The 22,964-nt window shown below is 67.9% G+C and carries 23 protein-coding genes and 2 tRNA genes; 12 read left to right on the top strand and 13 right to left on the bottom strand.

Annotated elements, in window-relative coordinates; translation table 11 throughout:
- The first annotated feature begins 116 nt into the window (after window positions 1-116).
- Window positions 117-869, top strand: coding sequence for an enoyl-CoA hydratase (locus tag ACJEIK_RS08010; RefSeq protein WP_409431304.1), 753 nt, complete (start codon window positions 117-119; stop codon window positions 867-869).
- Here the strand turns inward: ACJEIK_RS08010 and ACJEIK_RS08005 are convergent, their stop codons facing one another.
- The 3 genes from ACJEIK_RS08005 to pdhA are packed head-to-tail and all read right to left on the bottom strand — an operon-like array spanning window position 870 to window position 4,220.
- Window positions 870-2,069, bottom strand: coding sequence for a dihydrolipoamide acetyltransferase family protein (locus tag ACJEIK_RS08005; protein ID WP_409431303.1), 1,200 nt, complete (start codon window positions 2,067-2,069; stop codon window positions 870-872).
- Entirely contained in the window at window positions 2,066-3,121 is a 1,056-nt protein-coding gene (locus tag ACJEIK_RS08000; RefSeq protein WP_409431302.1) for an alpha-ketoacid dehydrogenase subunit beta, read from the bottom strand. Before ACJEIK_RS08000 ends, ACJEIK_RS08005 begins: the two co-directional genes overlap by 4 nt.
- 1 nt (window position 3,122) lies before the next feature.
- Window positions 3,123-4,220 (bottom strand): pyruvate dehydrogenase (acetyl-transferring) E1 component subunit alpha, encoded by a 1,098-nt coding sequence (gene pdhA / locus ACJEIK_RS07995; protein WP_409431301.1) that lies wholly within the window; start codon window positions 4,218-4,220, stop codon window positions 3,123-3,125.
- Between the two features lie 475 nt (window positions 4,221-4,695).
- Between pdhA and ACJEIK_RS07990 the strand changes: the two genes are divergently transcribed.
- Together ACJEIK_RS07990 and ACJEIK_RS07985 are read left to right on the top strand one after the other, a co-directional pair.
- A complete protein-coding gene (locus ACJEIK_RS07990) occupies window positions 4,696-6,942 on the top strand; it encodes a sensor histidine kinase (RefSeq protein ID WP_409431300.1) in 2,247 nt (748 codons plus the stop codon).
- Window positions 6,917-7,594, top strand: a complete 678-nt coding sequence (locus ACJEIK_RS07985) for a LuxR C-terminal-related transcriptional regulator (protein WP_409431299.1) — start codon at window positions 6,917-6,919, stop codon at window positions 7,592-7,594. Before ACJEIK_RS07990 ends, ACJEIK_RS07985 begins: the two co-directional genes overlap by 26 nt.
- Before the next feature lie 6 nt (window positions 7,595-7,600).
- Here the strand turns inward: ACJEIK_RS07985 and ACJEIK_RS07980 are convergent, their stop codons facing one another.
- Genes ACJEIK_RS07980 through ACJEIK_RS07960 form a run of 5 tightly spaced genes read right to left on the bottom strand, consistent with a single transcriptional unit; the run spans window position 7,601 to window position 13,595 of the window.
- Window positions 7,601-8,407 carry an HpcH/HpaI aldolase/citrate lyase family protein gene (locus ACJEIK_RS07980; protein WP_138248355.1) on the bottom strand — a complete coding sequence of 269 codons (807 nt, stop codon included), beginning with the start codon at window positions 8,405-8,407 and terminating at the stop codon, window positions 7,601-7,603.
- Entirely contained in the window at window positions 8,407-8,895 is a 489-nt protein-coding gene (locus tag ACJEIK_RS07975; RefSeq protein ID WP_061006775.1) for a MaoC family dehydratase, read from the bottom strand. Before ACJEIK_RS07975 ends, ACJEIK_RS07980 begins: the two co-directional genes overlap by 1 nt.
- Window positions 8,892-10,055: an acyl-CoA dehydrogenase family protein gene (locus tag ACJEIK_RS07970; protein WP_409431298.1), complete on the bottom strand. Its 1,164-nt coding sequence runs from the start codon at window positions 10,053-10,055 to the stop codon at window positions 8,892-8,894. Before ACJEIK_RS07970 ends, ACJEIK_RS07975 begins: the two co-directional genes overlap by 4 nt.
- Complete coding sequence (locus ACJEIK_RS07965; RefSeq protein WP_138248353.1) at window positions 10,052-12,031, bottom strand: acetyl/propionyl/methylcrotonyl-CoA carboxylase subunit alpha; 1,980 nt, start codon at window positions 12,029-12,031, stop codon at window positions 10,052-10,054. Before ACJEIK_RS07965 ends, ACJEIK_RS07970 begins: the two co-directional genes overlap by 4 nt.
- 1 nt (window position 12,032) lies before the next feature.
- Entirely contained in the window at window positions 12,033-13,595 is a 1,563-nt protein-coding gene (locus ACJEIK_RS07960) for a carboxyl transferase domain-containing protein (RefSeq protein WP_064860258.1), read from the bottom strand.
- A gap of 92 nt (window positions 13,596-13,687) precedes the next feature.
- Between ACJEIK_RS07960 and ACJEIK_RS07955 the strand changes: the two genes are divergently transcribed.
- Together ACJEIK_RS07955 and ACJEIK_RS07950 are read left to right on the top strand one after the other, a co-directional pair.
- Window positions 13,688-14,302: a TetR/AcrR family transcriptional regulator gene (locus tag ACJEIK_RS07955; protein WP_073696763.1), complete on the top strand. Its 615-nt coding sequence runs from the start codon at window positions 13,688-13,690 to the stop codon at window positions 14,300-14,302.
- Between the two features lie 66 nt (window positions 14,303-14,368).
- Window positions 14,369-15,031, top strand: a complete 663-nt coding sequence (locus tag ACJEIK_RS07950; RefSeq protein WP_064860260.1) for an MmpS family transport accessory protein — start codon at window positions 14,369-14,371, stop codon at window positions 15,029-15,031.
- On the opposite strand, the gene ACJEIK_RS07945 is transcribed toward ACJEIK_RS07950, so the two are convergent.
- Window positions 15,028-16,329, bottom strand: coding sequence for an MFS transporter (locus ACJEIK_RS07945; RefSeq protein WP_409431297.1), 1,302 nt, complete (start codon window positions 16,327-16,329; stop codon window positions 15,028-15,030). The genes ACJEIK_RS07950 and ACJEIK_RS07945 overlap by 4 nt on opposite strands.
- 33 nt (window positions 16,330-16,362) lie before the next feature.
- Here ACJEIK_RS07945 and cmrA point away from each other — a divergent pair, with 33 nt between their 5' ends.
- On the top strand, window positions 16,363-17,169 hold the full coding sequence (gene cmrA, locus ACJEIK_RS07940) for a mycolate reductase (protein ID WP_409431296.1): 807 nt from the start codon (window positions 16,363-16,365) through the stop codon (window positions 17,167-17,169).
- A gap of 19 nt (window positions 17,170-17,188) precedes the next feature.
- On the opposite strand, the gene ACJEIK_RS07935 is transcribed toward cmrA, so the two are convergent.
- Window positions 17,189-18,772 carry a helicase HerA-like domain-containing protein gene (locus ACJEIK_RS07935; RefSeq protein ID WP_135356549.1) on the bottom strand — a complete coding sequence of 528 codons (1,584 nt, stop codon included), beginning with the start codon at window positions 18,770-18,772 and terminating at the stop codon, window positions 17,189-17,191.
- Between the two features lie 80 nt (window positions 18,773-18,852).
- Between ACJEIK_RS07935 and orn the strand changes: the two genes are divergently transcribed.
- The 3 genes from orn (at window position 18,853) to ACJEIK_RS07920 (ending at window position 20,263) form a co-directional block, all read left to right on the top strand.
- A complete protein-coding gene (gene orn, locus ACJEIK_RS07930; protein WP_226521192.1) occupies window positions 18,853-19,482 on the top strand; it encodes an oligoribonuclease in 630 nt (209 codons plus the stop codon).
- Window positions 19,483-19,532: 50 nt separating this feature from the next.
- Window positions 19,533-19,605: transfer RNA gene (locus ACJEIK_RS07925), tRNA-His, on the top strand.
- Between the two features lie 88 nt (window positions 19,606-19,693).
- Window positions 19,694-20,263 (top strand): GNAT family N-acetyltransferase, encoded by a 570-nt coding sequence (locus ACJEIK_RS07920; protein ID WP_409431295.1) that lies wholly within the window; start codon window positions 19,694-19,696, stop codon window positions 20,261-20,263.
- 2 nt (window positions 20,264-20,265) lie between these two features.
- Here the strand turns inward: ACJEIK_RS07920 and ACJEIK_RS07915 are convergent, their stop codons facing one another.
- Window positions 20,266-20,619, bottom strand: a complete 354-nt coding sequence (locus ACJEIK_RS07915) for a nuclear transport factor 2 family protein (protein ID WP_409431294.1) — start codon at window positions 20,617-20,619, stop codon at window positions 20,266-20,268.
- A gap of 462 nt (window positions 20,620-21,081) precedes the next feature.
- Window positions 21,082-21,154, bottom strand: a tRNA-Lys gene (locus tag ACJEIK_RS07910).
- A 396-nt stretch (window positions 21,155-21,550) separates the two neighbouring features.
- Between ACJEIK_RS07910 and ACJEIK_RS07905 the strand changes: the two genes are divergently transcribed.
- Window positions 21,551-21,715, top strand: coding sequence for a hypothetical protein (locus tag ACJEIK_RS07905; RefSeq protein ID WP_165605581.1), 165 nt, complete (start codon window positions 21,551-21,553; stop codon window positions 21,713-21,715).
- A gap of 9 nt (window positions 21,716-21,724) precedes the next feature.
- Here ACJEIK_RS07905 and ACJEIK_RS07900 read toward each other — a convergent pair whose 3' ends face one another.
- Window positions 21,725-21,949: a DUF3618 domain-containing protein gene (locus ACJEIK_RS07900; RefSeq protein ID WP_020102269.1), complete on the bottom strand. Its 225-nt coding sequence runs from the start codon at window positions 21,947-21,949 to the stop codon at window positions 21,725-21,727.
- 91 nt (window positions 21,950-22,040) lie between these two features.
- Between ACJEIK_RS07900 and bcp the strand changes: the two genes are divergently transcribed.
- Together bcp and ACJEIK_RS07890 are read left to right on the top strand one after the other, a co-directional pair.
- Window positions 22,041-22,514: a thioredoxin-dependent thiol peroxidase gene (gene bcp, locus ACJEIK_RS07895; RefSeq protein WP_029119327.1), complete on the top strand. Its 474-nt coding sequence runs from the start codon at window positions 22,041-22,043 to the stop codon at window positions 22,512-22,514.
- A 164-nt stretch (window positions 22,515-22,678) separates the two neighbouring features.
- A complete protein-coding gene (locus ACJEIK_RS07890) occupies window positions 22,679-22,900 on the top strand; it encodes a hypothetical protein (protein WP_133427318.1) in 222 nt (73 codons plus the stop codon).
- The last annotated feature ends 64 nt before the right edge of the window (window positions 22,901-22,964 follow it).

The raw sequence follows: 22,964 nt of genomic DNA, 5'->3' as shown, positions 1-22,964 counted from the left end.
CTCCGAACGCCTCTCAACATGCCTAGCCAAAGGAATCACACCGTTGTTTCGCAGATACGACCCCGGGTAAAGGTTTTGACTCACGTGAGTCGAAACACAGGCCATAGGCTGAGGCGGTGTCCGATCTCGTACTGACGCAGGTCATCGACCGCGTCGCCCTCATCACGGTCAACGATCCCAACCGCCGCAACGCGGTGACCGCGGAGATGTCCGCCGGCCTGCGCGCCGCCATCACTGCCGCCGAGGCCGATCACGGCGTGCACGCCGTGGTGGTGACGGGCGCCGGCAAGGCGTTCTGCGCCGGCGCCGACCTGACCGCGTTGGGCGCCGCCACTGTCAACGGCCTGCGGGTCATCTACGACGGCTTCCTCGCGGTCGCCGACTGCACGCTGCCGACGATCGCCGCGGTGAACGGCCCGGCCGTCGGAGCCGGGCTCAACCTCGCTCTGGCCGCCGACGTCCGGATCGCCGGACCCGGGGCGGTCTTCGACCCACGGTTCCAGAAACTCGGCATTCACCCGGGCGGCGGCGCGACCTGGATGCTGCAGCGGGCCATCGGCCCCCAGGCCGCGCGGGCGGCGCTGCTCTTCGGCATGAAGTTCGACGCCGACGCCTCCGTACGGCACGGCCTGGCGCTGGAGGTCGCCGACGATCCCGTCGCCGCGGCATTGGCGCTGGCCGCCGGTCCGGCCTCGGCGCCTCGCGAAGTGGTGTTGGCGACCAAGGCGTCGATGCGCGCGACGGACCACCCCGGCGTGCTGGACCACGAGCAGCACGCGAAGGCCGTCGACATCGAGATCGTCCCGCAGGCGGCGTCGATCGAGTCGCCGGAATTCGCCGCCCGATTGGCTGCTGCCAAGCAGCGGTGATCAGGCGTCGAGGAGCGCCAGTTCGGGCGCCTCGATGAGGGCCCGCAGTTCACCGAGGAACGCGGCCGCCCCGGCTCCGTCGGCGATCCGGTGGTCGAAGGCACAGGTGAGTGGCATGGTCGGCCGCGCCACCACCGCACCGTCGCGCACGACGGCACGGGGTTTGAGCGTGCCCATGCCGAGGATCGCCGCCTCCGGATAGTTGATGACGGGTACGCCCTCGTCCAGGCCCAGCGCCCCGAAGTTCGACACGGTGAACGTCGAGCCATGCAGTTCAACGGGTTTCAGCGTGCCGTCGCGCGCGGAGCGGATCAGCCCGTCCACTGCCCAGGCCAGTTCCCGCGTCGAGAGGCGTTCGGCGTCCCGGACCACCGGCACCAGCAGTCCACGTGATGTCGCGACGCCGATGCCCAGGTGCACCGATTCGTGGAGATGAACGCTCGCGCCGTGTTCGGCCGGCACCCAGGTGGCGTTGAACTCACGGTGGTGCCGCAACGCGATGGTCAGCAGCCGCAGCGTCAGCACGAACGGTGTGACGGTGGCATCGGCACCGGCGAGGGTGTCGCGAACCCGGAGCAACTCGGCGCAGTCCACCTGAACCGATGCATGTGCATCCGGTATCTCCTTGCGTGACACCGCCATCCGGCGCGCCATCTCGGCCTGCACGCCGCCGACGGGAATCAGGTCGGCGTCGGCGGTCTGGTGCGCCGAGGCCAGCACGTCCTGGCGCGTGACGATGCCGTTCGGGCCCGACGGCGCCACTCCGGTCAGGTCAACGTGCAGGTCTGCCGCCAGCTTGCGCACCCGCGGTTTGGCCCGGGGCCGGCGGCGGGTGGTGTCGAGATCAGCATCCGCGCCGTACCCGACCAGCACGGGTTTGCGTTGCGGCGCCTGCTCTTTCGGGTCATCGGTCGCCGGCTCGTCGACGGTCGGCTCGGATGCAGCCGCCGCCGACGCGTCGGTGGCGATGCGGACCAGCACGGCGCCCACCGCGAGCGTCTGCCCCTCTGCCCCACCGAGTTCGGTCACCACACCGGCATACGGACTGGGTATCTCCACGGCCGCCTTGTTGGTCTCGACGGTGCACAACACCTGATTGAGTTCGACGGTGTCCCCCACCGCCACCGCCCAGGACGTGATGGTCGCGTCTTCCAGCCCTTCACCCAGGTCGGGGACCAGGAAATCGTGTGTTGCGGTCATGGCTGACTCATCGCCTTGTGCACGCAATCCAGCAGCCGGTCGACACCGGGCAGCCACAGTTTCTCCAGCCGGGCCGGCGGATAGGGCGTGTCAAATCCGGTGGCGCGCAACACGGGTGCCTCCAGGTCATAGAAGAGTTCTTCGGAGATCCTGGCGGCCAGTTCGGCGCCGAACCCCAGGGTGCGCGGCCCCTCGTGCATGACCACCGCGCGTCCGGTCTTCCGGATCGAGGCCGCGATGGTGTCGAAGTCGAGCGGGTTCAGCGACCGCAGGTCGATGACCTCCAGATCATGGTCGTCCGCCAGATCGGCTGCCGCCAAGGCGGTGTCGACGAGCGAGCCGTAGGTGATGACGGTGAAGTCGCGGCCCGTGCGCCGTACCGCAGCCTGCCCGATGGGTGGCGCGGGCACGCTGGTGTCGAGTTCACCTTTCGTCCAGTAACGGCGTTTGGGCTCCAGGAAGATCACCGGGTCACGGGACGAGATGGCCTCGCGCAGCAGCCAGTACGCGTCCGAGGGCGTGGACGGGATGACGACCTTCAACCCGGCGGTGTGCAGCCAGTACGACTCGGTCGACTCCGAATGGTGTTCCACCGCACCGATACCGCCGAACGACGGGATGCGGATGGTCACCGGCATGTCGACATCGCCATGGGTACGCATCCGGTACTTCGCGAGGTGGCTGACGATCTGGTCGAACGCCGGGGCCGCGAATCCGTCGAACTGGATCTCGGGTACCGGCACCATGCCACGGATCGCCATGCCGATGGCGATGCCGACGATCGCCGACTCCGCCAGCGGCGTGTCGAAACAGCGGGCTTCCCCGAAGGTTTCGTGCAGACCATCGGTGACGCGGAAAACCCCGCCGAGTTTCGCGACGTCCTCGCCGAACACCAGCACCCGGTCATCGGCGGTCATGGCGTCGCGTAACGCGCGGTTGATGGCCTGCACCATCGACACTGTGGTCACCGTGGCGATTTCCCCCGCGGGCCGTCTCGGCTCGTCGGGCTCCGCGTCACCGGACCACGACGGTCGCTCGATGAGCTGCGTCATGTCAACCCTCCCAATCCAATTCGGCCAGCAACGCGTCGCGCTGCCGGGCCAGCTCGGGTGTGATGTCGGCGTAGACGTTGTCGAACATGTCCGCGACGTCGAAGTCCGGCGCGGTCAGAACCGCCTCGCGCAGGTCGGCGCGGAGCCGGCGGGAGCGGTTCTCGACGTGCTCATGCAAGCGGGGCGTCCACACTCCGACCTGCTCCAGGTACGCCCGGTAGCGCGCGATGGGATCGCGTGCCTCCCAGTACTTCAGCTCGTCGGGGTCGCGGTAGCGGGTCGGGTCATCGGACGTGGTGTGTGGACCCATCCGATAGGTGACGGCCTCGATCAACGTCGGCCCGTCGCCACCGCGGGCGCGTTGCGCCGCCTCGGACATCACCGCGTAGCAGGCCAGCACATCGTTGCCGTCGACTCGGACGCCGGGCATGCCGTAGCCGATGGCGCGATGCGCGATCGACGGTCCCGCCTGCTGATGACGCACCGGCACGGAGATGGCCCACTGATTGTTCTGCACGAAGAACACACACGGCGCGGACGTGACGGCCGCGAAGTTGAGCGCTTCGTGCATGTCGCCTTCGGAGGTGCCGCCGTCGCCGACGAACGCCACGGTCACCGAGTCTTCGCCGAGCCGTTGTGCGGCCATCGCGGCGCCGACGGCGTGCAGACCGTGCGACCCGATGTCGATCGAGATTGGCGCACAATGTTTCTCGGTGAAGCCCAGACCGCCGTGCCAGCGGCCCCGCCACACCGCGCTGATCTGGGCCGGCGTGATGCCGCGGACCAGCAGGGCGCCGAGCTCCCGGTACTGCGGGAACAGCCAGTCGGTCTTGCGCAGACATGCTGCCGCGCCCACCTGTGCGGCTTCCTGACCGCGGCACGAGGCGAACAACGCAAGTTCACCCTGCCTCTGCAGATTGACGAATTCGACGTCGAGGTCGCGGGTGAGGACCATCTCCTCGTACAGCCAGCCCAGTGTTTCGGGCGGCAGGTCGCGGCGATATCGCTCGTCGGAGGTGGGCGCGCCGTCGGGCGCGATGAGTTGCACGGGCTCAAGGTCCACCCGGTTGTCCAGGCCAGGGACCGACACGTCAGCCATACCGCCTCCTTCCGGTGACGGCATGTTCGGCCGTCAGTCCGCGAGAAGCTCAGCGCGGTGGCGACCAGGGCAACCCTCAGGTGGTGAGGGTCGCCGGCCGATGCCGGGGTGTGGCATCAGTCGGATGATCCGCTCTGCTCGCCGCAGTGCTGGGGCATCACCGCCATTATGCGCCCGGAGGCCATCTGGCCGCGGTTATCGCAGGTAACAGACTGGCGACGTGTCGGACCGGCCGGCGCCGGTCGGCGGCAATACGGCCGACTTGTAGCCCGAACGTATGAATTCATTGTTATTTGTGCTGGTGACACGCTCATCGGCCCGAAGTCTGTCGTTGCCGCGTGCTAAAACCGTCGCATCATCAACGTGGCAGCGCCAGAAGCGAGAAACGATGAGACGTCCGAACCGCGCCGGCCCCTACGTCGCCCGGGCCTCAGCCGTACCAGGCCCCTGACCGCACCCGTACGTCAGCCACATCATGTTTGACACCGGTACAGGCGCCGCACGCCGCAACTTCCTCGAGCACACGATGCACGTCAGTGTGTTCCTGCGGCACGGCGGGGCGCTGGTGGTGTACGCCGTCGTGCTGGTCTCGGCGCCCCGGATCAGCGTGGCCGGCGTCGTCTTCGCCGGGCTGGCCGGCGCCTGGTCGCTGTACCGGCTGCTGACCCGCTCCGCGACGCCGCGCATCATCGCGATCGACTACGCCGTCACGCTGGCCGCGTGCCTGGTCCTGCCCGTCGCGGCAGCCGACGATCAGGTGTGCCCGTCGACCTGCGCGCCGATCACCATTGCCGGTACGGCCATCGCGAGCTTCACGGTGTTCGAACCCCTGCTCAACATCGCGATGACCGCCGGTGTCGTGGCGGCGCTCGCGGCGGGCGCGGCATCGGTCGATGGGGTGCACGACCCCGGTCAATGGGTCAACGTCTACTACTTCGCACTGCTGTGGGTGGCGGCGACACTGATCCGCGTCCTGACGGTGCGCGTCGCCGAAAAAGTCGATGTGGCCCGCGCCGAGCGCCTCGCCGTCGAGCTCCGCCAGAAAGTCAATGCCGCCGTGCGCGATTACGACCGCGAGCAGATGCGGCTGCTCCACGACACCGTCGCCTCCACCCTGCTGATGGTGGGCACCGGCACCGCCTTGTCGCCTGCGCGCGTCGCCGCCCAGGCGCGCCGCGATCTTCGCGTCTTCACCGAGACCACCCAGGCTCCCGTACCCCCGGCCGATCTCGTTGCCGCCCTGCGTGATCACGCCACCCACACCACGACGCCCGTGAGCTATGCCGGTGTCACCGCGATGTGGGTGGACGGTGCGACAGCGGCGACCATCGCAGCCGCCGCGCGCGAAGCCCTCACCAATGTCGACCGGCATTCCGGCGCCACCGCCGTCACCATCACCGTGCATCCCGGACGGATCCAGATCACCGACGACGGGTGTGGATTCGATCTCACCCGGCCGACGCGGGGACACGGCATCGCCGACTCCATCGTCGCCCGTATGCAACAGCTCGGCGGCGTCGCCGAGATCAGCACGCTGCCCGGGCAGGGCACCACGGTCGAATTGTGTTGGCCCACTGCAGCATCGGCCAGCGCCACGCCGGCACCCGACCCAGAGCGGCTCATCGAGCGCGCCCATATGGGATATGGGCTGGGGTTGGTCGCCTACGGGCTGGTGAACCTGCTGGTGACCGCCCCCGCGTCCGTGAGCTTCGCGGCGTATCCCCAGCTGCAACGGTCCCTCATCGTCGTCATCACGGTCGCGACACTGGCGGCGATCCCCCGGGTGATGGGCCGGACCAATCCGCGGGCCCGGTTCGGCATCGCAGCCCTGGTGATCGTTGCTCTGGTGCAGTCGCTCTCGATGCCGATCTATGACCTCGACCCGCAGTTGCAGTGGGCCCAAGGTGCGATCGGCTGGTGCGTGCTGCCGCTGCTGCTCAGCGTGCGGCTGAGGTATGCGGTGGGCGTCCTGGTGTGGTGCTGGGTGGTGCCCGGCGTCTACGCGATCATTCGGGATCCGTCGGTCCACACCATCGTCGTCCTCGGATACGACACGGCGAGCGTCCTCGTCGCCCAACTCTGCGCTCTGGTTGTGGCCGACATGATCCGGCGGTCCGCGGCCGCTGCGTCTGCCGAGACCGAGAGCCACATGCGCCTGATCGCCGCGGCGCACATCGCCGACGCAGTACAGGAGGAATACGACCGCCGCTACGCGGACCTCGCCGCCACCATTCAGCCCCTGCTGTCCGGCCTCGCCGACGGTGCACCGGTCGACGCCGAGACCCGGAGTCGCGCGCAACTCGAATATCAGCGGCTGCGTACCCTTTTCGACCAGTCATCCAGCTTCGAGCACGTACTGCTGCGCGAGCTGCGCCCCCGCGTCGACGCGGCCCAGAATCGCGGCATCGCCGTTTCCGTCGACGTCCAGGGCACGCTGCCGGCCATGGATGTGCCCACCGCGCGGCGGCTGGCCCGGCTCGTCGACCAGGTTCTGCACGCCGCCGCCGCACCGGCCCGCATCACCGTGACCGCCGAAACGGCTGCCGTCGAACTCAGCGTCATGTGTCACCGCGCGCGCCACGCCGAATTGCCGACGAAATCCAGTGTCGGCGACGAAGATGAATTCGACCTGACCACCCTCGATGACACGGTGTGGATCACCGTGCGCCACCCACTCCCAGGAAGACCCACCGAACATGTCCGCGCCGGCCAATCCACCTGAGCCCCTGGCCATCGCCGTTGTCGATGACCACGACGTCATCCACACCGGCGTCTCGGCGTGGTGTGCCCAGGCCGACCCACCCATCCGCGTCGCGTCCGACCACCTCGACGCCGAGTCGTTCCGGGACGTCTACCCCAAGGCCGACGGCCAGTTGGCGGCGGTCATCCTGGACCTCGAATTGCGCAGCCGCCAGCCCGATTTCGACGCCGTCGCCGCCATCGTGGACGCGGGACACGCGGTGATCGTCTACTCGCACCTGGAGAACGCCGAGGTGATCCTGCGGTGCCTTGCCATCGGCGTGGTCACCTATCTCGCCAAGAGCGAAGGGCAGGGCCACCTCATCGAGGCCATCCGCGCGGCCAGCACCCACGAGCCGTACGTCGGTCCGCGGATGGCCGCGGCCATCTGCTCGGACACCGACTCCGGCCGGCCTGGCCTCACGCGGCGCGAACGCGAAGTGCTCAAAGCGTGGTTTCAGACCGAGAGCAAGGACATCGTCGCCAAGCGCCTGCACCTCGCGCCGACGACCGTCCGGACCCACCTGCAACGCGTCCGCGCCAAGTACGCCGCCGCGGGGCGGCCGGCAGCCACCAAGGCCCAACTCGTCGCCCGCGCCGTGCAAGACGGCATCCTCAGCGTCGAAGACCTGTAGCTCCCGCTACGGCGCCAGTGCGACGATCCGCTCGGCGCGGCGCAGCACCGGCATGTCGACCATGAGACCGTCGTACTGGAACACGCCGCGCTCGCGGGTCGCGGCATCGAGTACCGCACGCGCCCAGGCGATCTCCTTCTCGGTCGGCGCGTAGCCGTCCCGGATGACCGCGACCTGCGTCGGGTGGATGGCCACCTTGGCGTCGAATCCGACGGCCACGGCATCGTCGACCTCGGCCCGCAGGCCGTCGAGGTTCTTGATGTCCAGGTAGACCGAGTCCAGCGCGAGCTTGCCAAAGGCCTTGGCCGCCAACAACGACTGCGACCGGACATGCTTGGCGACGTCGCGGTAGCTGCCGTCGGGCCAGCGGTTCGCGGTGCCGCCGAGCACGGCGAACAGGTCCTCGGCACCCCACATGACGGCATAGGTGTTGTCGACCCGGGCGGTCTCGGTGACGGCGAGCGCGCCGAGCGGGGTCTCGACCAGCACCACCACGTCCAGCGGCGCCAGGGCCCGAACCTGTTCGGCTGATTCGGTTTTGGCGAGCATCACCGTCGTGTACGGCGTCTTGGCCAGCGCCGCCAGATCCAGCGGGTGATCGGCGGTGTCCGACGGGTTCAGCCGCACGACCGTGTGCGCCGGGTCCAGCGGGGTGTCGATCAGTGCCTGACGCGCGGCCGGCCGGTCCTTCGCGGCGCAGCCGTCCTCCAGGTCGAGGATCACCACATCGGCTGCGGCGGCGGCCTTTTCGAACCGCTCGGGCCGGTCCGCCGGGCAGAACAGCCAGCCGGGTCCCGGAGACTCGAGCGCCATCAGACCGCGTCCGCCGGACGCTTACGCACCATGGTCTTGCGTGTCGCCGTGGCGACGATGTCGCCGTGCTGGTTGCGACCGGTGTGGGCGAAGGTAACGATGCCCTCCCCCGGCCGGCTCTTGGACTCGCGCTTCTCGATGACCTCGGACTCCGCGTAAAGCGTGTCGCCGTGGAAAAGCGGCCTGGGGAAGGCGATGTCGGAGAAACCGAGGTTCCCGACGATCGTGCCCTGCGTCAGCTGGGCCACCGAAAGGCCGACGAGCGTGGACAGCGTGAACATCGAATTCACCAGCCGCGCATGGAACGGCGGCAATGCGTCGGAGAACGCGGCGTCCAGGTGCAGCGCCTGCGTGTTCATGGTCAGCGTGGTGAACAGGACGTTGTCAGCTTCGGTGATGGTGCGGCCGGGCCGGTGTTGGTAGATGACGCCCGGCTGGAACTCCTCGTACCAGAGCCCGCGCTGCTCGATGATCCGCTTCTCGGTCACAGCCCGGCCTCACGCGCGATCAGCATCAGCTGAACTTCCGTTGTGCCCTCACCGATTTCGAGGATCTTCGAATCGCGGTAGTGCCGGGCCACCGGGTACTCGTTCATGAAGCCGTAGCCGCCGAACACCTGGGTGGCGTCGCGGGCGTTGTCCATCGCGGCCTCACTGGCGATCATCTTGGCGATGCAGGCTGCCTTCTTGAACGGCTTGCCCGCCAGCATCAGCGCGGCGGCGTCGTAGTACGCGGTGCGGGCGACGTGTGCGCGGGCTTCCATGCGGGCGATCTTGAAGGCGATGGCCTGGTAGCCACCGATCTTGCGGCCGAACGCTTCCCGTTCCTTCGAGTACTTCACGCACTCGTCGACGCAGCCCTGCGCGACACCGACCGACAGCGCGGCGATGGCGATGCGGCCCTCGTCGAGGATGCGCAGGAAGTTGGCGTAGCCGCGGCCACGGTCACCGAGCAGGTTCTCGGCCGGCACGCGGACGTCGTCGAAGCTCAGCGGGTGGGTGTCCGAGGCGTTCCAGCCGACCTTGTCGTAAGCGGGTTCGGCGGTGAAGCCCGGCGTCGGCACCGGAACCAGGATCGCCGAAATCTCCTTGTGCCCGCCGGGCAGTTCGCCGGTCACGGCCGTCACGGTCACCAGTTTGGTGATGTCGGTCCCGGAGTTGGTGATGAACTGCTTGGAGCCGTTGATCACCCAGCTGTCGCCGTCCAGCTTGGCGGTGGTCTTGGTGGCGCCGGCATCGCTGCCACCGCCGGCCTCGGTCAAGCCGAAGGCGCCCAAGGCCTTTCCGCTGGCCAGTTGCGGCAGCCATTCCTGCTTCTGCGCCTCGGTGCCGAAGCGGTACACCGGCATGGCGCCCAGGCCGACACCGGCCTCGAGCGTGATGGCGACGCTCTGGTCCACCTTGCCGAGTTCTTCCAGGGCCAGGCACAGCGCGAAGTAGTCGCCACCCATGCCGCCGTACTCCTCGGGGAACGGCAGGCCGAACAGACCCATCTCGGCCATGCCGTCGATGACCTTGTACGGGAACGTGTGGTCCTTGTCGTGCTGGGCGGCCACCGGCGCGACGACCGTCTGCGCGAATTCCCGAACCGTCTTGGTCAGCTCGGCGTAGTGGTCCGGCAGGGTGCCGGTCGAAATGAAGTCGCTCATTTGGTCTCCTCGGTTGCTGCGATAATCCGGGCCAGCGGCTGGCCTACTTTGACCTGATCGCCCACGGCGACAAGCAATTCCACGGTGCCGTCGACCGGCGACGACAACGCGTGTTCCATCTTCATGGCCTCGACGGTGACGACGACGTCACCACTACTCACCGTCGCGCCGTCCTCGACGCCCACGGCCACAACAGATCCCGGCATCGGGCTGACGATCTCGGCGTCACCGCTGTGTTCGTCGTCGGCGCGGACCGGGGCCTCGCGCACGTCCTCGATGACGGTCGTGCGGCCGGCGCCGGCCAGCCACAACCGGTGGTCCTCGACGGCGGTCAGATATTCGGTGCGCAGCCCGTCGACCGTGACGATCAGCCGGTCACCGGCCAACGACGCTGCCACGCTGCGTGATTCGCCATCCTCGATGCGCGCCGTGGCGCCGGCGGGCGTTCCGGTGAGGTGCACGTGGTCGGTGCGGTCGCCGGCCCGCAGCCGGATGGTGGTCGGTGCATGCTCGCCCACCCGCCAGCCGGTCGGGGTGGCCCACAGCTCACCGGCGTCCAACCAGCTGTGCAGCCAGCGGTACGCGGCCGCGGCGATGAACTCGTCGTCGCCGGCCTGGGCGGCGACATAGTCACCGGTGCGGCGGTCCAGCAGACCGGTGTCGAGACGCCCGGCGATGACGTCCTCGTCGGCCAGCAGGAACCGCAGGAAGTCGATGTTGGTCCCGACACCCAGCACGGCGGTGTCTGCCAGCGCCCGGTCCAGGCCACGCCGCGCAGACTCCCGATCCGGCCCGTACGCAATGATTTTCGACAGCATCGGGTCGTAGTCGCTGCCGATCACCGAGCCGGCCCGGATACCGGAATCGACCCGGGCATCGGCGGGTTCGGCCAGCGCCAGCACGGTGCCGCCCGTGGGCAGGAAGTCGTGCGCCGGGTCTTCGGCGTACACACGGGCCTCGATGGCGTGGCCGGTCATGGTGATGTCGTCCTGGGCCACCGGCAGCGCCTCGCCGGCCGCCACCCGCACCTGCAACTCGACCAGGTCGATGCCCGTGACCAGCTCGGTGACGGGGTGCTCCACCTGCAGGCGGGTGTTCATCTCCATGAAGAAGAACTCGTCCGGCCGGTCGGCGGAGACGATGAACTCGACGGTGCCCGCGCCGCGGTAGTCGACGCTGCGCGCCGTGTCGCAGGCGGCCGCACCGATCCGTGCCCGCGTCGCCTCGTCCAGCACCGGCGAGGGGGCCTCTTCGATGACCTTCTGGTGCCGGCGCTGCAGGCTGCACTCACGCTCGCCCAGATGCACGACGTTGCCGTGGCTGTCCGCGACGACCTGGACCTCGATATGCCTGGGGTTCAACACGAATCGTTCCAGGAACAAGGTGTCGTCACCGAACGCCGACGCCGCCTCGCGGCGGGCCGAGGCCAGCGCGGCGGGCAGCTCGGCGGCCGAATGCACCACGCGCATACCCTTGCCGCCACCACCGGCGGACGGCTTCACCAGGACCGGGAAGCCCACTTCGGGAGCGCCGGTGATGAGCTCGTCGTCGGTCAGGTTGGGGCGCGAAATACCGGGAACCACCGGCACGCCGAACGCCGACACCGCCGCCTTGGCGGTGATCTTGTCGCCCATGGTGCCGATGGCCTTGGCCGGCGGCCCGATGAAGACGATGCCCGCGTCGTGCAGGGCTGCGGCGAATTCGGCGTTCTCCGAAAGGAATCCGTAGCCCGGGTGCACGGCCTGGGCGCCGGTGCGCCGGGCCGCGTCCACGATGGCCGGGATGCTCAGGTAGCTCTGCCGGGCCGGGGCCGGGCCGATGTTCACCGCGACGTCGGCCTCGAGCACGTGCCGGGCACCGGCGTCGGCGTCGCTGAACACCGCGACCGAACGAATCCCCATGGCCCGCAACGTCCGGATGACGCGGACTGCGATCTCGCCACGATTGGCGACCAGGACAGTATCGAAGGTCTTCATCTCACATCCTGAACACGCCGTAGGACACAGGCTCGAGCGGAGCCTGCGCGACAACTGAAAGAGCCAGCCCCACCACGGTTCTGGTGTCCGCAGGGTCGATGACACCGTCGTCCCAGAGCCGGGCCGTCGAGTAGTAGGGGTTGCCCTGATCCTCGTATTGCTGGCGGATCGGCGCCTTGATGGCCTCTTCCTCCTCCGGCGTCAGGTCACCGCGCACGGTGGCCAGGACCGAGGCGGCCTGCTCGCCGCCCATCACCGAGATGCGGGCGTTGGGCCACATCCACAGGAAGCGCGGCGAGTACGCGCGGCCGCACATCGAGTAGTTGCCGGCGCCGTAGGAGCCACCGATGACGACGGTCAGCTTCGGCACCCGCGCGCACGCCACCGCGGTGACCATCTTGGCGCCGTGCTTGGCGATGCCGCCGGCCTCGTAGTCGCGGCCCACCATGAAGCCGGAGATGTTCTGCAGGAACAGCAGCGGCACCGACCGCTTGTCGCACAGCTCGATGAAATGTGCGCCCTTCTGGGCGGATTCGCCGAACAGCACACCGTTGTTCGCGATGATGCCCACGGGGTGGCCGTGGATGCGGGCGAAGCCCGTCACCAGCGTGGTGCCGTATTCGGCCTTGAATTCGGTGAACTCGCCACCGTCGACGATGCGGGTGATCACCTCGTGCACGTCGTACGGCACCTTGGAGTCGATCGGTACGACGTCGTAGAGCTCGGTCTGGTCGCACACCGCGTCCACCGTCGGGGCGACGTCCCACGGCGCCTGCGCGCGCGGCCCGAACGTCGAAGCGATGCGGCGCACGATGCGCAGCGCGTCGCGGTCGTCGTGCGCGAGGTGGTCGGTGACGCCGGAGATCTTGGAGTGCAGGTCGCCACCGCCGAGGTCCTCGGCCGAAACCACTTCTCCGGTAGCGGCTTTCACCAGGGGCGGGCCGCCCAGGAAGATGGTGCCCTGGTTGCGGACGATGACGGCCTCGTCGCTCATCGCGGGGACGTACGCGCCACCGGCGGTGCAGGAGCCGAGGACCGCGGCGATCTGCGGGATGCCCCGCGCCGACATGTTGGCCTGGTTGAAGAAGATGCGGCCGAAGTGTTCACGGTCGGGGAACACCTCGTCCTGGCGGGGCAGGAACGCGCCGCCGGAGTCGACGAGATACACGCACGGCAGCTGGTTCTGGCTGGCGATCTCCTGTGCCCGCAGGTGCTTCTTGACCGTGATCGGGTAGTACGTGCCGCCTTTCACCGTCGCGTCGTTGGCGACGATCATGCATTCGCGGCCCGACACCCGGCCGATGCCGGCGATCATGCCGGCGCCCGGGCATTCGTCGTCGTACATGCCACCCGCGGCCAGCGGCGCGATCTCCAGGAACGGACTGCCGGGGTCGAGGAGCCCGTTGACCCGGTCGCGCGGCAGCAGCTTGCCGCGACCGACGTGGCGCTCGCGGGAGCGCTCGGATCCGCCCAGGGCAGCGACGGCCAGCCTGTCCTTCAGATCGGCCACCAGCGCCAGGTGCTGCTCGCGATGCGATACCCGTTGGGAAACGCTCGGCGACATCGTCGCTCCATTTCACTTGAGTTAATGGCGAATAACCGAACGCGATGTTAGTCTTCATTAACTGAGTTGTCCAGACCGGGTTGGAGGTGTCCATGACGGCATCAGCGTCAGACGCCGAAACACCGCGCAGCCGAGCCAAATCCGACCGGCGCGGCCAACTCGTCGCCGCCGCCGAACGGCTCATCGCCGAGCGTGGCTTCCTCGCCGTCCGCCTCGAGGACATCGGCTCCGCGGCCGGAATCAGCGGGCCCGCGATCTACCGCCACTTCCCCAACAAGGAAGCGCTCCTGGTCGAGTTGCTGGTGAGCGTCAGCGCCCGCCTGCACGAGGGGGGACGCGCGGTGGTCGCCGGCACCGACGACCCCGCCGACGCGCTCGACGGCCTCATCGAGTTCCACCTCGACTTCGCGCTCAACGAATCCGACCTGATCCGGATCCAGGACCGCGACCTCAACAACCTCCCCGACGCCGCCAAGCGGCAGGTGCGCCGCTCGCAGCGCCAGTACGTCGAGATCTGGGTCGACGTCCTGCGCCGGCTCGACCCGTCACGCAGCGAAACGGACGCCCGCACCATGGCGCACGCCGCATTCGGGCTCCTGAACTCGACGCCGCACAGCGTCACCGCGGGTGGTGCCCGCAAGCAGGAGGAATCCTCGCGCGCGGTGCTGCGTGCCATGACCGTCGCCGCGCTGGCTCCGCACCGCTGACCCGGCCGCTGGAACGTCTCCACGGTCCACCGCGCGCCGCAGGTACCCTGCAAACATGAGGTGGGCATGACCGGATCGCGCGACGACGGGCTGGACGCCACCAAGAAACTCCCGGCCATGCCGACGGCCGGCTACCAGACCGACGCCTTCACCGATCCGTACGGTGTCACCGCACCGCCGAAGGTCCGCCGCCACAAGTGGCTGTTCCCGCTGGCCGGCGCGGTGCTGATCCTCGCCCTCTGCTCGGTGATCGCGCTGGTGATCGTCAACAGTTCCGAACAACAGACCCTCGTCGCCCCGCCGCCACTGCCGGTCCCGACGCAGGATCCGATGTCATCGTCGACGACTGTGACCACCACCACGACGCCCGAGAGCAGTGAGCCCAGCGAAGCCGTCAGTCCCCCTGCCGCGGCCGCGCCGCCGGACGCCGAAAGCGGTGACACCGAAGCCGTGCTGTACGCCGTGATCGGCAAGGGTCGTGCCGTGAGCATCACGTACGTCGACACCGGTGGGGTACTGCAGACCGAGTTCAACGTGCCGCTGCCGTGGACCAAGGAGGTGCAGCTGAACCGCCCGGCGGCACGCTCGGCGAGCGTCAGCATCGTCAACGCCGGACGCGGCATCGCCTGCACCATCTCGGTCGACGGCACCCAGATTCAGCAGCGGGAAGGCGCCGGCCTCACGGTGTGCCGGCAGGCCGGCAAACGCGGCCGCGGCCACGGGGCCTAACGCCGCGCCGGCACCTTCACCAACAGCATTCCGACGAGCCCGATCCCCAGGACCGTGCACAGGCCGCCCAGTCCCGCGCGCGTCGTCGCGAAGATGTCGATGAACATCGAGAACAACCACGGCGACAGCACGTGCGCCGCCCGGCCCGTGGTCGTGTAGAGCCCGAAGGCCACACCCTCCTTGCCGTCCGCCGCGATGCGGAGCATCAGGTTCCGCGACGCCGACTGGGTTGGGCCCACGAACAGGCACAGCGTCAGGCCGCAGATCCAGAAGGCCAGCGGCCCGGACAGGAACATCAGCGTGATGCCCACCGCGACCATCGCGGTCAACGAGCCCACGATGACGCGCTTGGAACCGATCCGGTCGTCGAGCATGCCACCGAGCGCCGCGCCCAGTGCCGCGATGGTGAACGCACCGGCCCCGAACAACGGCACGCTCGTCGGCGCCAGCCCGTAGACGCTGACGCCCACCACCGGGCCGAAGATCGAGATACCCGTCAGGCCGTCACGGAAGATGGCACTCGAGAGCAGGTAGTAGACGACGTTGCGGTCACGTCGCCACTCCCCGACGACCTCCGTCCACAACCTGCGGTAGGCGCCGAAGAATCCGACGGCCGGGGTGCCGTCGTGCGGCGGCGACTTCACCGTCAGCAGCAACGGCAGCGCGAAGATGACGAACCACGCCGCGGCCGCCAGGACCGCGTACCGGTCCGGTTTGCCGTCCGAGTTCGGCACATTCAGGAGCCCGAGGGTGTCGCCGCTGCCGGACTTGAGCCCCACGAAGACCAGGAGCAGCAGCACGACACTGCCGAAAAACCCTGCCGCCAAGCCGAATCCAGAGACCCGGCCCGACGTCACCGGCGTCGACAACTGGCGCAGCATCGCGTTGTACGGGACGGTCGCCAGATCCATGCACGCCGCCGTGGCGGCCAACAACGCCAGGCCGATCCACAGGTAGTGGTAGTCGGGTTTGATGAACGTCATCGACGCCGTCAGCACCACGACGGCGCCCGTCAGCGCCGCGAGCGCGCGCCGCCGCCGGTACGCGGCGTCGACCATCACGCCCGTCACCGGCGCCAGCAGTGCCACCGCGAAGCCCGCCACCAGCACCGCGCGCCCCAGCCAGCTCTCCGGCGTCGTCGACCCGGGCAGCCCTTTGCCGACCTCGGAAATGAGGTAGATGTTGAAACCGAAGGTCGTCACGATCGCGTTCACGCCCGTGGCACCGGAGTCCCACAGTGCCCAGGCGGCGACGCGACCCCGGCCGACGGGCGGGATACCCGCCCCGGGGCTACTCATGCGCCCACTCTATTGGTCCCTACGATTGCACCCATGCCTGTACCCGCTCCCAGTCCCGACGCCCGCGCCGTCGTCACCGGCGCCTCTCAGAACATCGGTGAAGCGCTGGCCACCGAACTCGCCGCCCGCGGCCACCACCTGATCATCACGGCCCGCCGCGGCGACGTGCTGGCCGAGGTCGCCCAGCGCATCACCGACAAGTACGGCGTCACCGTCGAGGTCCGGGCCTGCGACCTGACCGACCCGGCCGACCGCGACAAGCTCTGCGCGGAACTGGCCGAGCGCAACATCTCGATCCTGTGCGCCAATGCCGGCACCGCGACGTTCGGCGCCGTCGCCGACCTGCCTGCCGAGGGTGAGAAGGCCCAGGTGCAGCTCAACGTGCAGGGCGTGCACGACCTGGTGCTCGCCGTGCTGCCCGGCATGATCGCGCGCAACGGCGGCGGCATCCTGATCTCCGGTTCGGCCGCGGGCAACTCGCCCATCCCGAACAACGCGACCTACGCCGCGTCCAAGGCCTTCGCCAACACCTTCAGCGAGTCGCTGCGCGGCGAGCTCAAGCCGCACGGCATCAACGTCACGCTGCTGGCGCCCGGACCCGTGCGCACCGAGCTGCCCGACCCGTCCGAGCAGTCACTCGTCGAGCGTCTGATCCCCGACTTCCTGTGGATCGACACCGAGTACACCGCCCGGATTTCGCTGGACGGTCTGGACAAGAACAAGATGCGCGTCGTGCCCGGTCTGACCTCGAAGGCCATGTCGGCCGCGAGCGGCTACGCCCCGCGCGCGATCGTCGCGCCCATCGTCGGCGCCGTCTACAAGAAGCTCGGCGGGTCGTAAAGCCGGCCGCCGCGCCGACCTACCTCCGGCGGGTCGTGCCGAACAGGCTGCGAGTGATCTCGCGGCCTGCCACGGTCGCCGCCGACCGCAGGAAGCTCTTGAACGCCGAGCTCTGCAGCACCTCCGACACCATGCCGGGTCCTTCGGCCTCCACCTCGACGCGTCCGGATGCGGTGAGATCGGGCTCTTCGGCCGGTACGGGAGCGGGAACCGCGTCCGGGGCCGCGGGCGGCGCATCGGCCGGCGCCGGCTGCGCAGAAAGCCGCTCGAAGGCCGAGTCGCGGTCGACCGTCGGCCCATAGGTCGCCTGCAACGGGCTGGCCTTGGCAGCGGCGGCAATGGCGTCGGGTCCGATGGTGCCCATGAGCGACCGCGGCGCGCGCAGCCGGGTCCACGCCACCGGGGTCGGCGCACCCACCTCGGACAACACCGTGACGACGGCCTCGCCGATCCCGAGCGACGTCAGCGCCGACTCCAGGTCGTAGACCGTCGACTTCGGGTACGTCCGCACCGTCTTGGTCAGGGCCTTCTGGTCATCTGGAGTGAAGGCGCGAATCGCGTGCTGGACGCGCGCACCCAGCTGGCTGAGCACGTCGTTGGGAATGTCGGTCGGCAGCTGGGTGCAGAAGAACACGCCGACGCCCTTGGAGCGGATCAGCTTGACGGTCTGCTCGACCTGGTCCAGGAACGCCTTGGACGCGTCGGCGAACAGCAGGTGCGCCTCGTCGAAGAAGAAGACCAGCTTCGGCTTGTCCGCGTCGCCGATCTCGGGCAGCGTGGTGAACAGGTCCGCCAGCACCCACATGAGGAACGTCGAGAACAACACCGGACGGGCGGCCTGGCTACCCAGCTCCAGCAGCGTGATGATGCCGCGGCCCTGCGGGTCCAGACGCATCAGGTCCTCGGGCTTGAGTTCGGGCAATCCGAAGAACGTGTCTCCACCCTCGGCCTCGAGGTTGATCAGCGCACGCAAGATCACGCCCGCGGTGGCCGGAGACACCGCACCCAGCGCCTTGAGCTCCTCTTTGCCCTCATCACTGGTCAGGAACTGGATGACGCCGCGCAGGTCCTTCAGGTCATCGAGGAGCAACCCCTTCTGGTCTGCCCAGTGAAAGATCAGCCCGAGCGTCGACTCCTGAGTCTGGTTCAGCCCCAACACCTTCGACAGCAGAATGGGCCCGAAGCTGGTGACTGTCGCGCGCACCGGGACGCCCGCACCCGTCGTCCCCAGCGACAGGAACTCGACGGGGAACGCGGTCGGTGTCCAGTCGTCGCCGGTGTCTTTCGCCCGCTGGGCGGTCTTGTCGCTGGCCGCGCCGGGCTGCGCGAGCCCGGACAGGTCGCCCTTGACGTCGGCCATCACGACCGGCACCCCGGCCGTCGACAGCTGCTCGGCGATGACCTGCAGCGTCTTGGTCTTGCCGGTACCGGTCGCGCCGGCGATCAGGCCGTGACGGTTGATGGTGGCGAGCGGAATCTTGACCTGCGCGGCGGGATCGACGGCCCCGTCGACGACCACGGCGCCGAGGTTCAGGGCCTGGCCGGTGACGTTGTAACCAGCGGCGATCTGCTGCGCGGGGGATGCACTCGAGTCAGTCGTCATGCGCCTGACCCTACTTCGTCGGGTCGCTGGTAGCCGGGTATGGACACCCGGTTGAGCGCCTGGGAATAGTCTGGAACACCGTGCGTGACGAACTGGTATGGATCGACTGCGAGATGACGGGGCTGGATCTCAAGTCCGACCGGCTCATCGAGATCGCGGCATTGGTCACCGACAGCGACCTGAACGTGCTCGGCGAGGGCGTCGACGTGGTGATCCACACCGACGACGCCGCTCTCGACGGCATGGCCGATGTGGTGATGAAAATGCACACCCGCTCGGGCCTGATCAATGAGGTGCGGACCTCTACGGTCACCCTCGAAGAGGCCGAGCAGATGGTGCTGGACTACATTCGCAGCCACATCGGGCAAGCGAAAACCGCTCCCCTGGCCGGTAATTCGATCGCCACCGATCGCGGCTTCATCGCCCGTGACATGCCCCGCCTCGACGACTTCCTGCACTACCGGATGATCGACGTCAGCTCGATCAAGGAGCTGTGCCGCCGCTGGTACCCGCGCATCTATTACGGGCAGCCGGACAAGGGGCTCGCGCACCGCGCACTTGCCGACATCCACGAATCCATCCGCGAGTTGAAGTACTACCGCGGCACCGCGTTCGTGCCCGCGCCCGGCCCGTCTACCAGCGAAATCGCGGCCGTCGCCGGCGAGTTGGGGCCGCCGACGAACGACGCGGTGGAGACCGATTCGGCTTAGCGGGCCCAAGCGGTTAGTATCTACGACGCTGCTCCTACAGAGCGGCGATGGTGGCTGTAGTTCAGCTGGTAGAGCACCAGGTTGTGATCCTGGGTGTCGCGGGTTCGAGTCCCGTCAGCCACCCCGAGGTAGAACATCGCCTCACCCGCACAGCGGGTGGGGCGATGTTTGTTTTCCAGGTCTTTCTCACCCGGCTGGCACAGTGGTGCGCGTGGATGATGCGATCAAGCTGCGAGCGTCCAGTCTCGAAGGACCGCGAGTCCGCCTTCGCAAGGCGCGCGACAGCGACGCCAAGGGCCTGATCGAAACACAGACCGACGAACGGGTGCGCCGGTATCTCGGTGGCCCGCGGCCCGTCAACGAAGTGCGCGCCGTGCTCGAAGGGGTCGGTGCCGCAACGCTATTGGAAGCCCCCGGCTGCTACATCGCGACGGCTGCGGATTCCGACGAGATGCTGGGGACGGTGACGCTGAGCCGCCGTCGCAACGACGTTCCCGGCCATCTGCACCCCGACGGCGACGAACTCGAGCTGAGCTACGTCTTCCGTCCGCACGCCTGGGGTCAGGGGTATGCGAGCGAAGCCGCGCGGCTGTTGCTGCGATACGCGGCCGGCGAGCTGGACGATCAACCTGTCGTGATCATCACCCAGACCGCCAACCGCCCCTCGCTGCGACTGGCTGAGCGCCTCGGGTTCAGTGTGGTGGCGACGTTCGAGCAGTACGACGCCGAACAAGCGCTGGCGACCGCTCAGCTGGCCGCGTTCCTACACACCGAGGTCTAGGTTCAGCCCGGCACCTGGTCCAGGAAGCCGTGCACCGACCGGATGCGGCCGTCGGCGTCCGTGGCCAGCACGTCGAACCCGACGATGGGCGGCTGCTCCCCCTCCGGCCCCAGGCCCCACTGGAAGCGGGCCTGGTTGTGGTGCCTGTCGGGGCCACTGACGAGCGAGAAGACGAATCCGGGGAATTGGGTGTGTACGGCACCGATCACGCCGGAAATGGCGTCGTGACCCGTGACGTCGGCCATCGGATCGGTGTAGGACGCCTCGGGCGTCCAGTGGTCGTCGAGCAGCGCCTTCCGCTCAATCGGGTCGGTGGCGTTCCAGGTCTTCAGGTACGCGGTGACGATGTCGTTCATGCTGACCTCTTTCGTGTCGGGGTGGTCAGCTCAAAGCTTGGCGGCCGTAGCGCGGCAAGTCGATTACGTGGCAGGTAATGATGTTCTGCTGCTTGGGTTTTCGTCGATGGCGGCCACCGTGGGCGTCCGCAGGCCGGCGTTGAGCCTGCGGGTCGGGCGTAAAAGGCCGGGTAGCGGAGGCCCACAGCGCAGGCTCAAGCCAAGGCCACCGTTGACCCTGCAGCCACGGCGCAGAAGGCCGAGTAACCGAGACCCACACCGCAGCGTCAACCCAAGACCGGCGCTCACCCTGCAACCAGGGCGCAAAAAACCGAGTAGCCAAGACCCTCACCGCAGCGTCAACCCAAGACCGGCGTTCACCCTGCAACCAGGGCACAAAAGGCCGAGTAACCGAGACCCACAGCGCAGCGTCAACCCGAAACGACGAAAGCCCCCTCCCGAAGGAGAGGGCTTTCGCAGCTGTGCGCCGTCAGGGTTTCGAACCCCGGACCCGCTGATTAAGAGTCAGCTGCTCTACCAACTGAGCTAACGGCGCGCGAGAGAGACATTAACAGCCCGATGGCTGCAGGGTGAAATCGTATGGTCAGCGCCGTTTACGACACCTCGACCCGGGGTATGAACCCCCTGCCGAGAAGCCGGGCTGCCCGAAACCGGCCCGCGCTGTCACCAACATCACACCCCGACGGCCCGCTCGGCCGCACCGGCCCGAAATCGCCACGAGTGTCGGCCGATTCGCCACGTCACCGTTGCCACTACACACCTGCCACAGTGGTGTATAGCGACATGATCGTCAATAGCGGCTGACGTCGACAGATCGACAAAAATCTGATGGACCTGCAATTTTGCAACAAGCAGCCCGAAAACAAAGTTAGCTGAAACCGCGTATGATGGTGTAGAAATGTAGGTGACGATAACTGAGGGGAGTTAGCTGATGACACCGATCGCCGGTGCGACCTACGCAGCGCCGAGCGCCGACGTTGCGACAGCAGCTGACGACGCCCTGGTCATCGTCCATAACTGCACCCGACTGGGCCGGGTGGCGAATCCCCCGCGCAGCTGGCTGCCAGGCTGGCTGACACCGCGTCGCGGGAACTAGAAAGTCGGGTTATCCGCGGATCTTGCGGATAACCACCACCAGCACCACGACGCCGAGTCCGGCGAACGTTGCGATCACCGCCGGCTTGGACGCGATCGCGATGGCCTTGGCCTTCGCGTCATCGGCCAGGCGCTGCGGGTTTGCCCGCTCCGCGAGGGCGTCAACCGTCAACGCCAACTGATCGCGTGCACGATCGATTTCCTGCTTGATCTCGTCAGGATTCCGGTCAGCCACTTCAGCCCTCCAGCTCGGGTTGCTCCTTGGCGCTCTACCCTAGAGCAGCTTGCTGTAACAGCAACGCCTGGCCGACAGAAGGGACCTCCCGGTGGCACCGACCCCGCGACTCGAAGTGGGCGACAAAGCCCCCGCATTCAGCCTGCCCGACGCCGACGGCAACACCGTGAAGCTGTCGGACTACAAGGGCCGCAAGGTCATCGTCTACTTCTACCCGGCAGCCTCGACGCCGGGTTGCACCAAGCAGGCCTGCGATTTCCGCGACAGCCTGGCCGAACTCAATGAGGCCGGCCTCGACGTCATCGGCATCTCCCCGGACAAGCCCGAGAAGCTCGCCAAGTTCCGTGACAACGAGGGCCTGACCTTCCCACTGCTGTCGGACCCCGACCGCAAGGTGCTCACCGCCTACGGCGCCTTCGGCGAGAAGACGATGTACGGCAAGACCGTGCAGGGCGTCATCCGGTCGACGTTCCTCGTGGACGAGAAGGGCAACATCGAGGTCGCGCAGTACAACGTCAAGGCCACGGGCCACGTCGCCAAGTTGCGGCGGGATTTGTCGGTCTGAGTCTTTCGCGTCACCGCCGGTTCCTGGCGCGGCGAGCCCGCTCCGGGAACCGGGTGGCGTCCCGCCCAACCACGTGTGACATCCGCGTGGCCATTCGGGCAATCGTTGTCGTCACCGGTGTTCCGTCAACAGCCGCAGATGCGTTCAGGTGCAAGACTTTTGGCGTGACGCACAACATTCACATTCGCACTGTCGACAGCAGCATCCAGTACCCCAACGCGCTGAGCTATGGCGAGAAGGACCAGATTCTCTGGGTCCAGATCGGCGATCACGCCGACAGCTCCGACACCATCTACTTCAGCCCCTCCTACTGGCAGCAGTACACCGTGGACCCCCACAGTGAAGACCCGCTCGATCTGGAATTCGACGAAGACGAGGACGAGTAGAAATCCGGCACCCGGGGGCACGACGTTTCGTACCCCCGGGCGCACCGGATAGAACGGGTGCCGG

This window comes from Mycobacterium sp. SMC-16 (genome assembly GCF_046250085.1).
Classification (GTDB): domain Bacteria; phylum Actinomycetota; class Actinomycetes; order Mycobacteriales; family Mycobacteriaceae; genus Mycobacterium; species Mycobacterium phocaicum.
The sequence above is the reverse complement of the archived record's forward strand: the minus strand, read 5'-3'. Positions and strand labels throughout refer to the sequence as shown.

Excerpts from the sequence above, each read along its gene's own strand:
- ACJEIK_RS07950 (WP_064860260.1), top strand. The coding sequence starts at position 14,369 with ATGACCGGATCGCGCGACGACGGGCTGGACGCCACCAAGAAACTCCCG.
- ACJEIK_RS08000 (WP_409431302.1), bottom strand. The coding sequence starts at position 3,121 with ATGACGCAGCTCATCGAGCGACCGTCGTGGTCCGGTGACGCGGAGCCC.
- cmrA (WP_409431296.1), top strand. The coding sequence starts at position 16,363 with ATGCCTGTACCCGCTCCCAGTCCCGACGCCCGCGCCGTCGTCACCGGC.
- ACJEIK_RS07905 (WP_165605581.1), top strand. The coding sequence starts at position 21,551 with ATGACACCGATCGCCGGTGCGACCTACGCAGCGCCGAGCGCCGACGTT.
- ACJEIK_RS07915 (WP_409431294.1), bottom strand. The coding sequence starts at position 20,619 with ATGAACGACATCGTCACCGCGTACCTGAAGACCTGGAACGCCACCGAC.
- ACJEIK_RS07980 (WP_138248355.1), bottom strand. The coding sequence starts at position 8,407 with ATGGCGCTCGAGTCTCCGGGACCCGGCTGGCTGTTCTGCCCGGCGGAC.
- ACJEIK_RS07965 (WP_138248353.1), bottom strand. The coding sequence starts at position 12,031 with ATGAAGACCTTCGATACTGTCCTGGTCGCCAATCGTGGCGAGATCGCA.
- ACJEIK_RS07970 (WP_409431298.1), bottom strand. The coding sequence starts at position 10,055 with ATGAGCGACTTCATTTCGACCGGCACCCTGCCGGACCACTACGCCGAG.
- ACJEIK_RS07945 (WP_409431297.1), bottom strand. The coding sequence starts at position 16,329 with ATGAGTAGCCCCGGGGCGGGTATCCCGCCCGTCGGCCGGGGTCGCGTC.
- ACJEIK_RS07935 (WP_135356549.1), bottom strand. The coding sequence starts at position 18,772 with ATGACGACTGACTCGAGTGCATCCCCCGCGCAGCAGATCGCCGCTGGT.
- ACJEIK_RS07955 (WP_073696763.1), top strand. The coding sequence starts at position 13,688 with ATGACGGCATCAGCGTCAGACGCCGAAACACCGCGCAGCCGAGCCAAA.
- ACJEIK_RS07990 (WP_409431300.1), top strand. The coding sequence starts at position 4,696 with ATGTTTGACACCGGTACAGGCGCCGCACGCCGCAACTTCCTCGAGCAC.
- ACJEIK_RS08005 (WP_409431303.1), bottom strand. The coding sequence starts at position 2,069 with ATGACCGCAACACACGATTTCCTGGTCCCCGACCTGGGTGAAGGGCTG.
- ACJEIK_RS07960 (WP_064860258.1), bottom strand. The coding sequence starts at position 13,595 with ATGTCGCCGAGCGTTTCCCAACGGGTATCGCATCGCGAGCAGCACCTG.
- ACJEIK_RS07985 (WP_409431299.1), top strand. The coding sequence starts at position 6,917 with ATGTCCGCGCCGGCCAATCCACCTGAGCCCCTGGCCATCGCCGTTGTC.
- pdhA (WP_409431301.1), bottom strand. The coding sequence starts at position 4,220 with ATGGCTGACGTGTCGGTCCCTGGCCTGGACAACCGGGTGGACCTTGAG.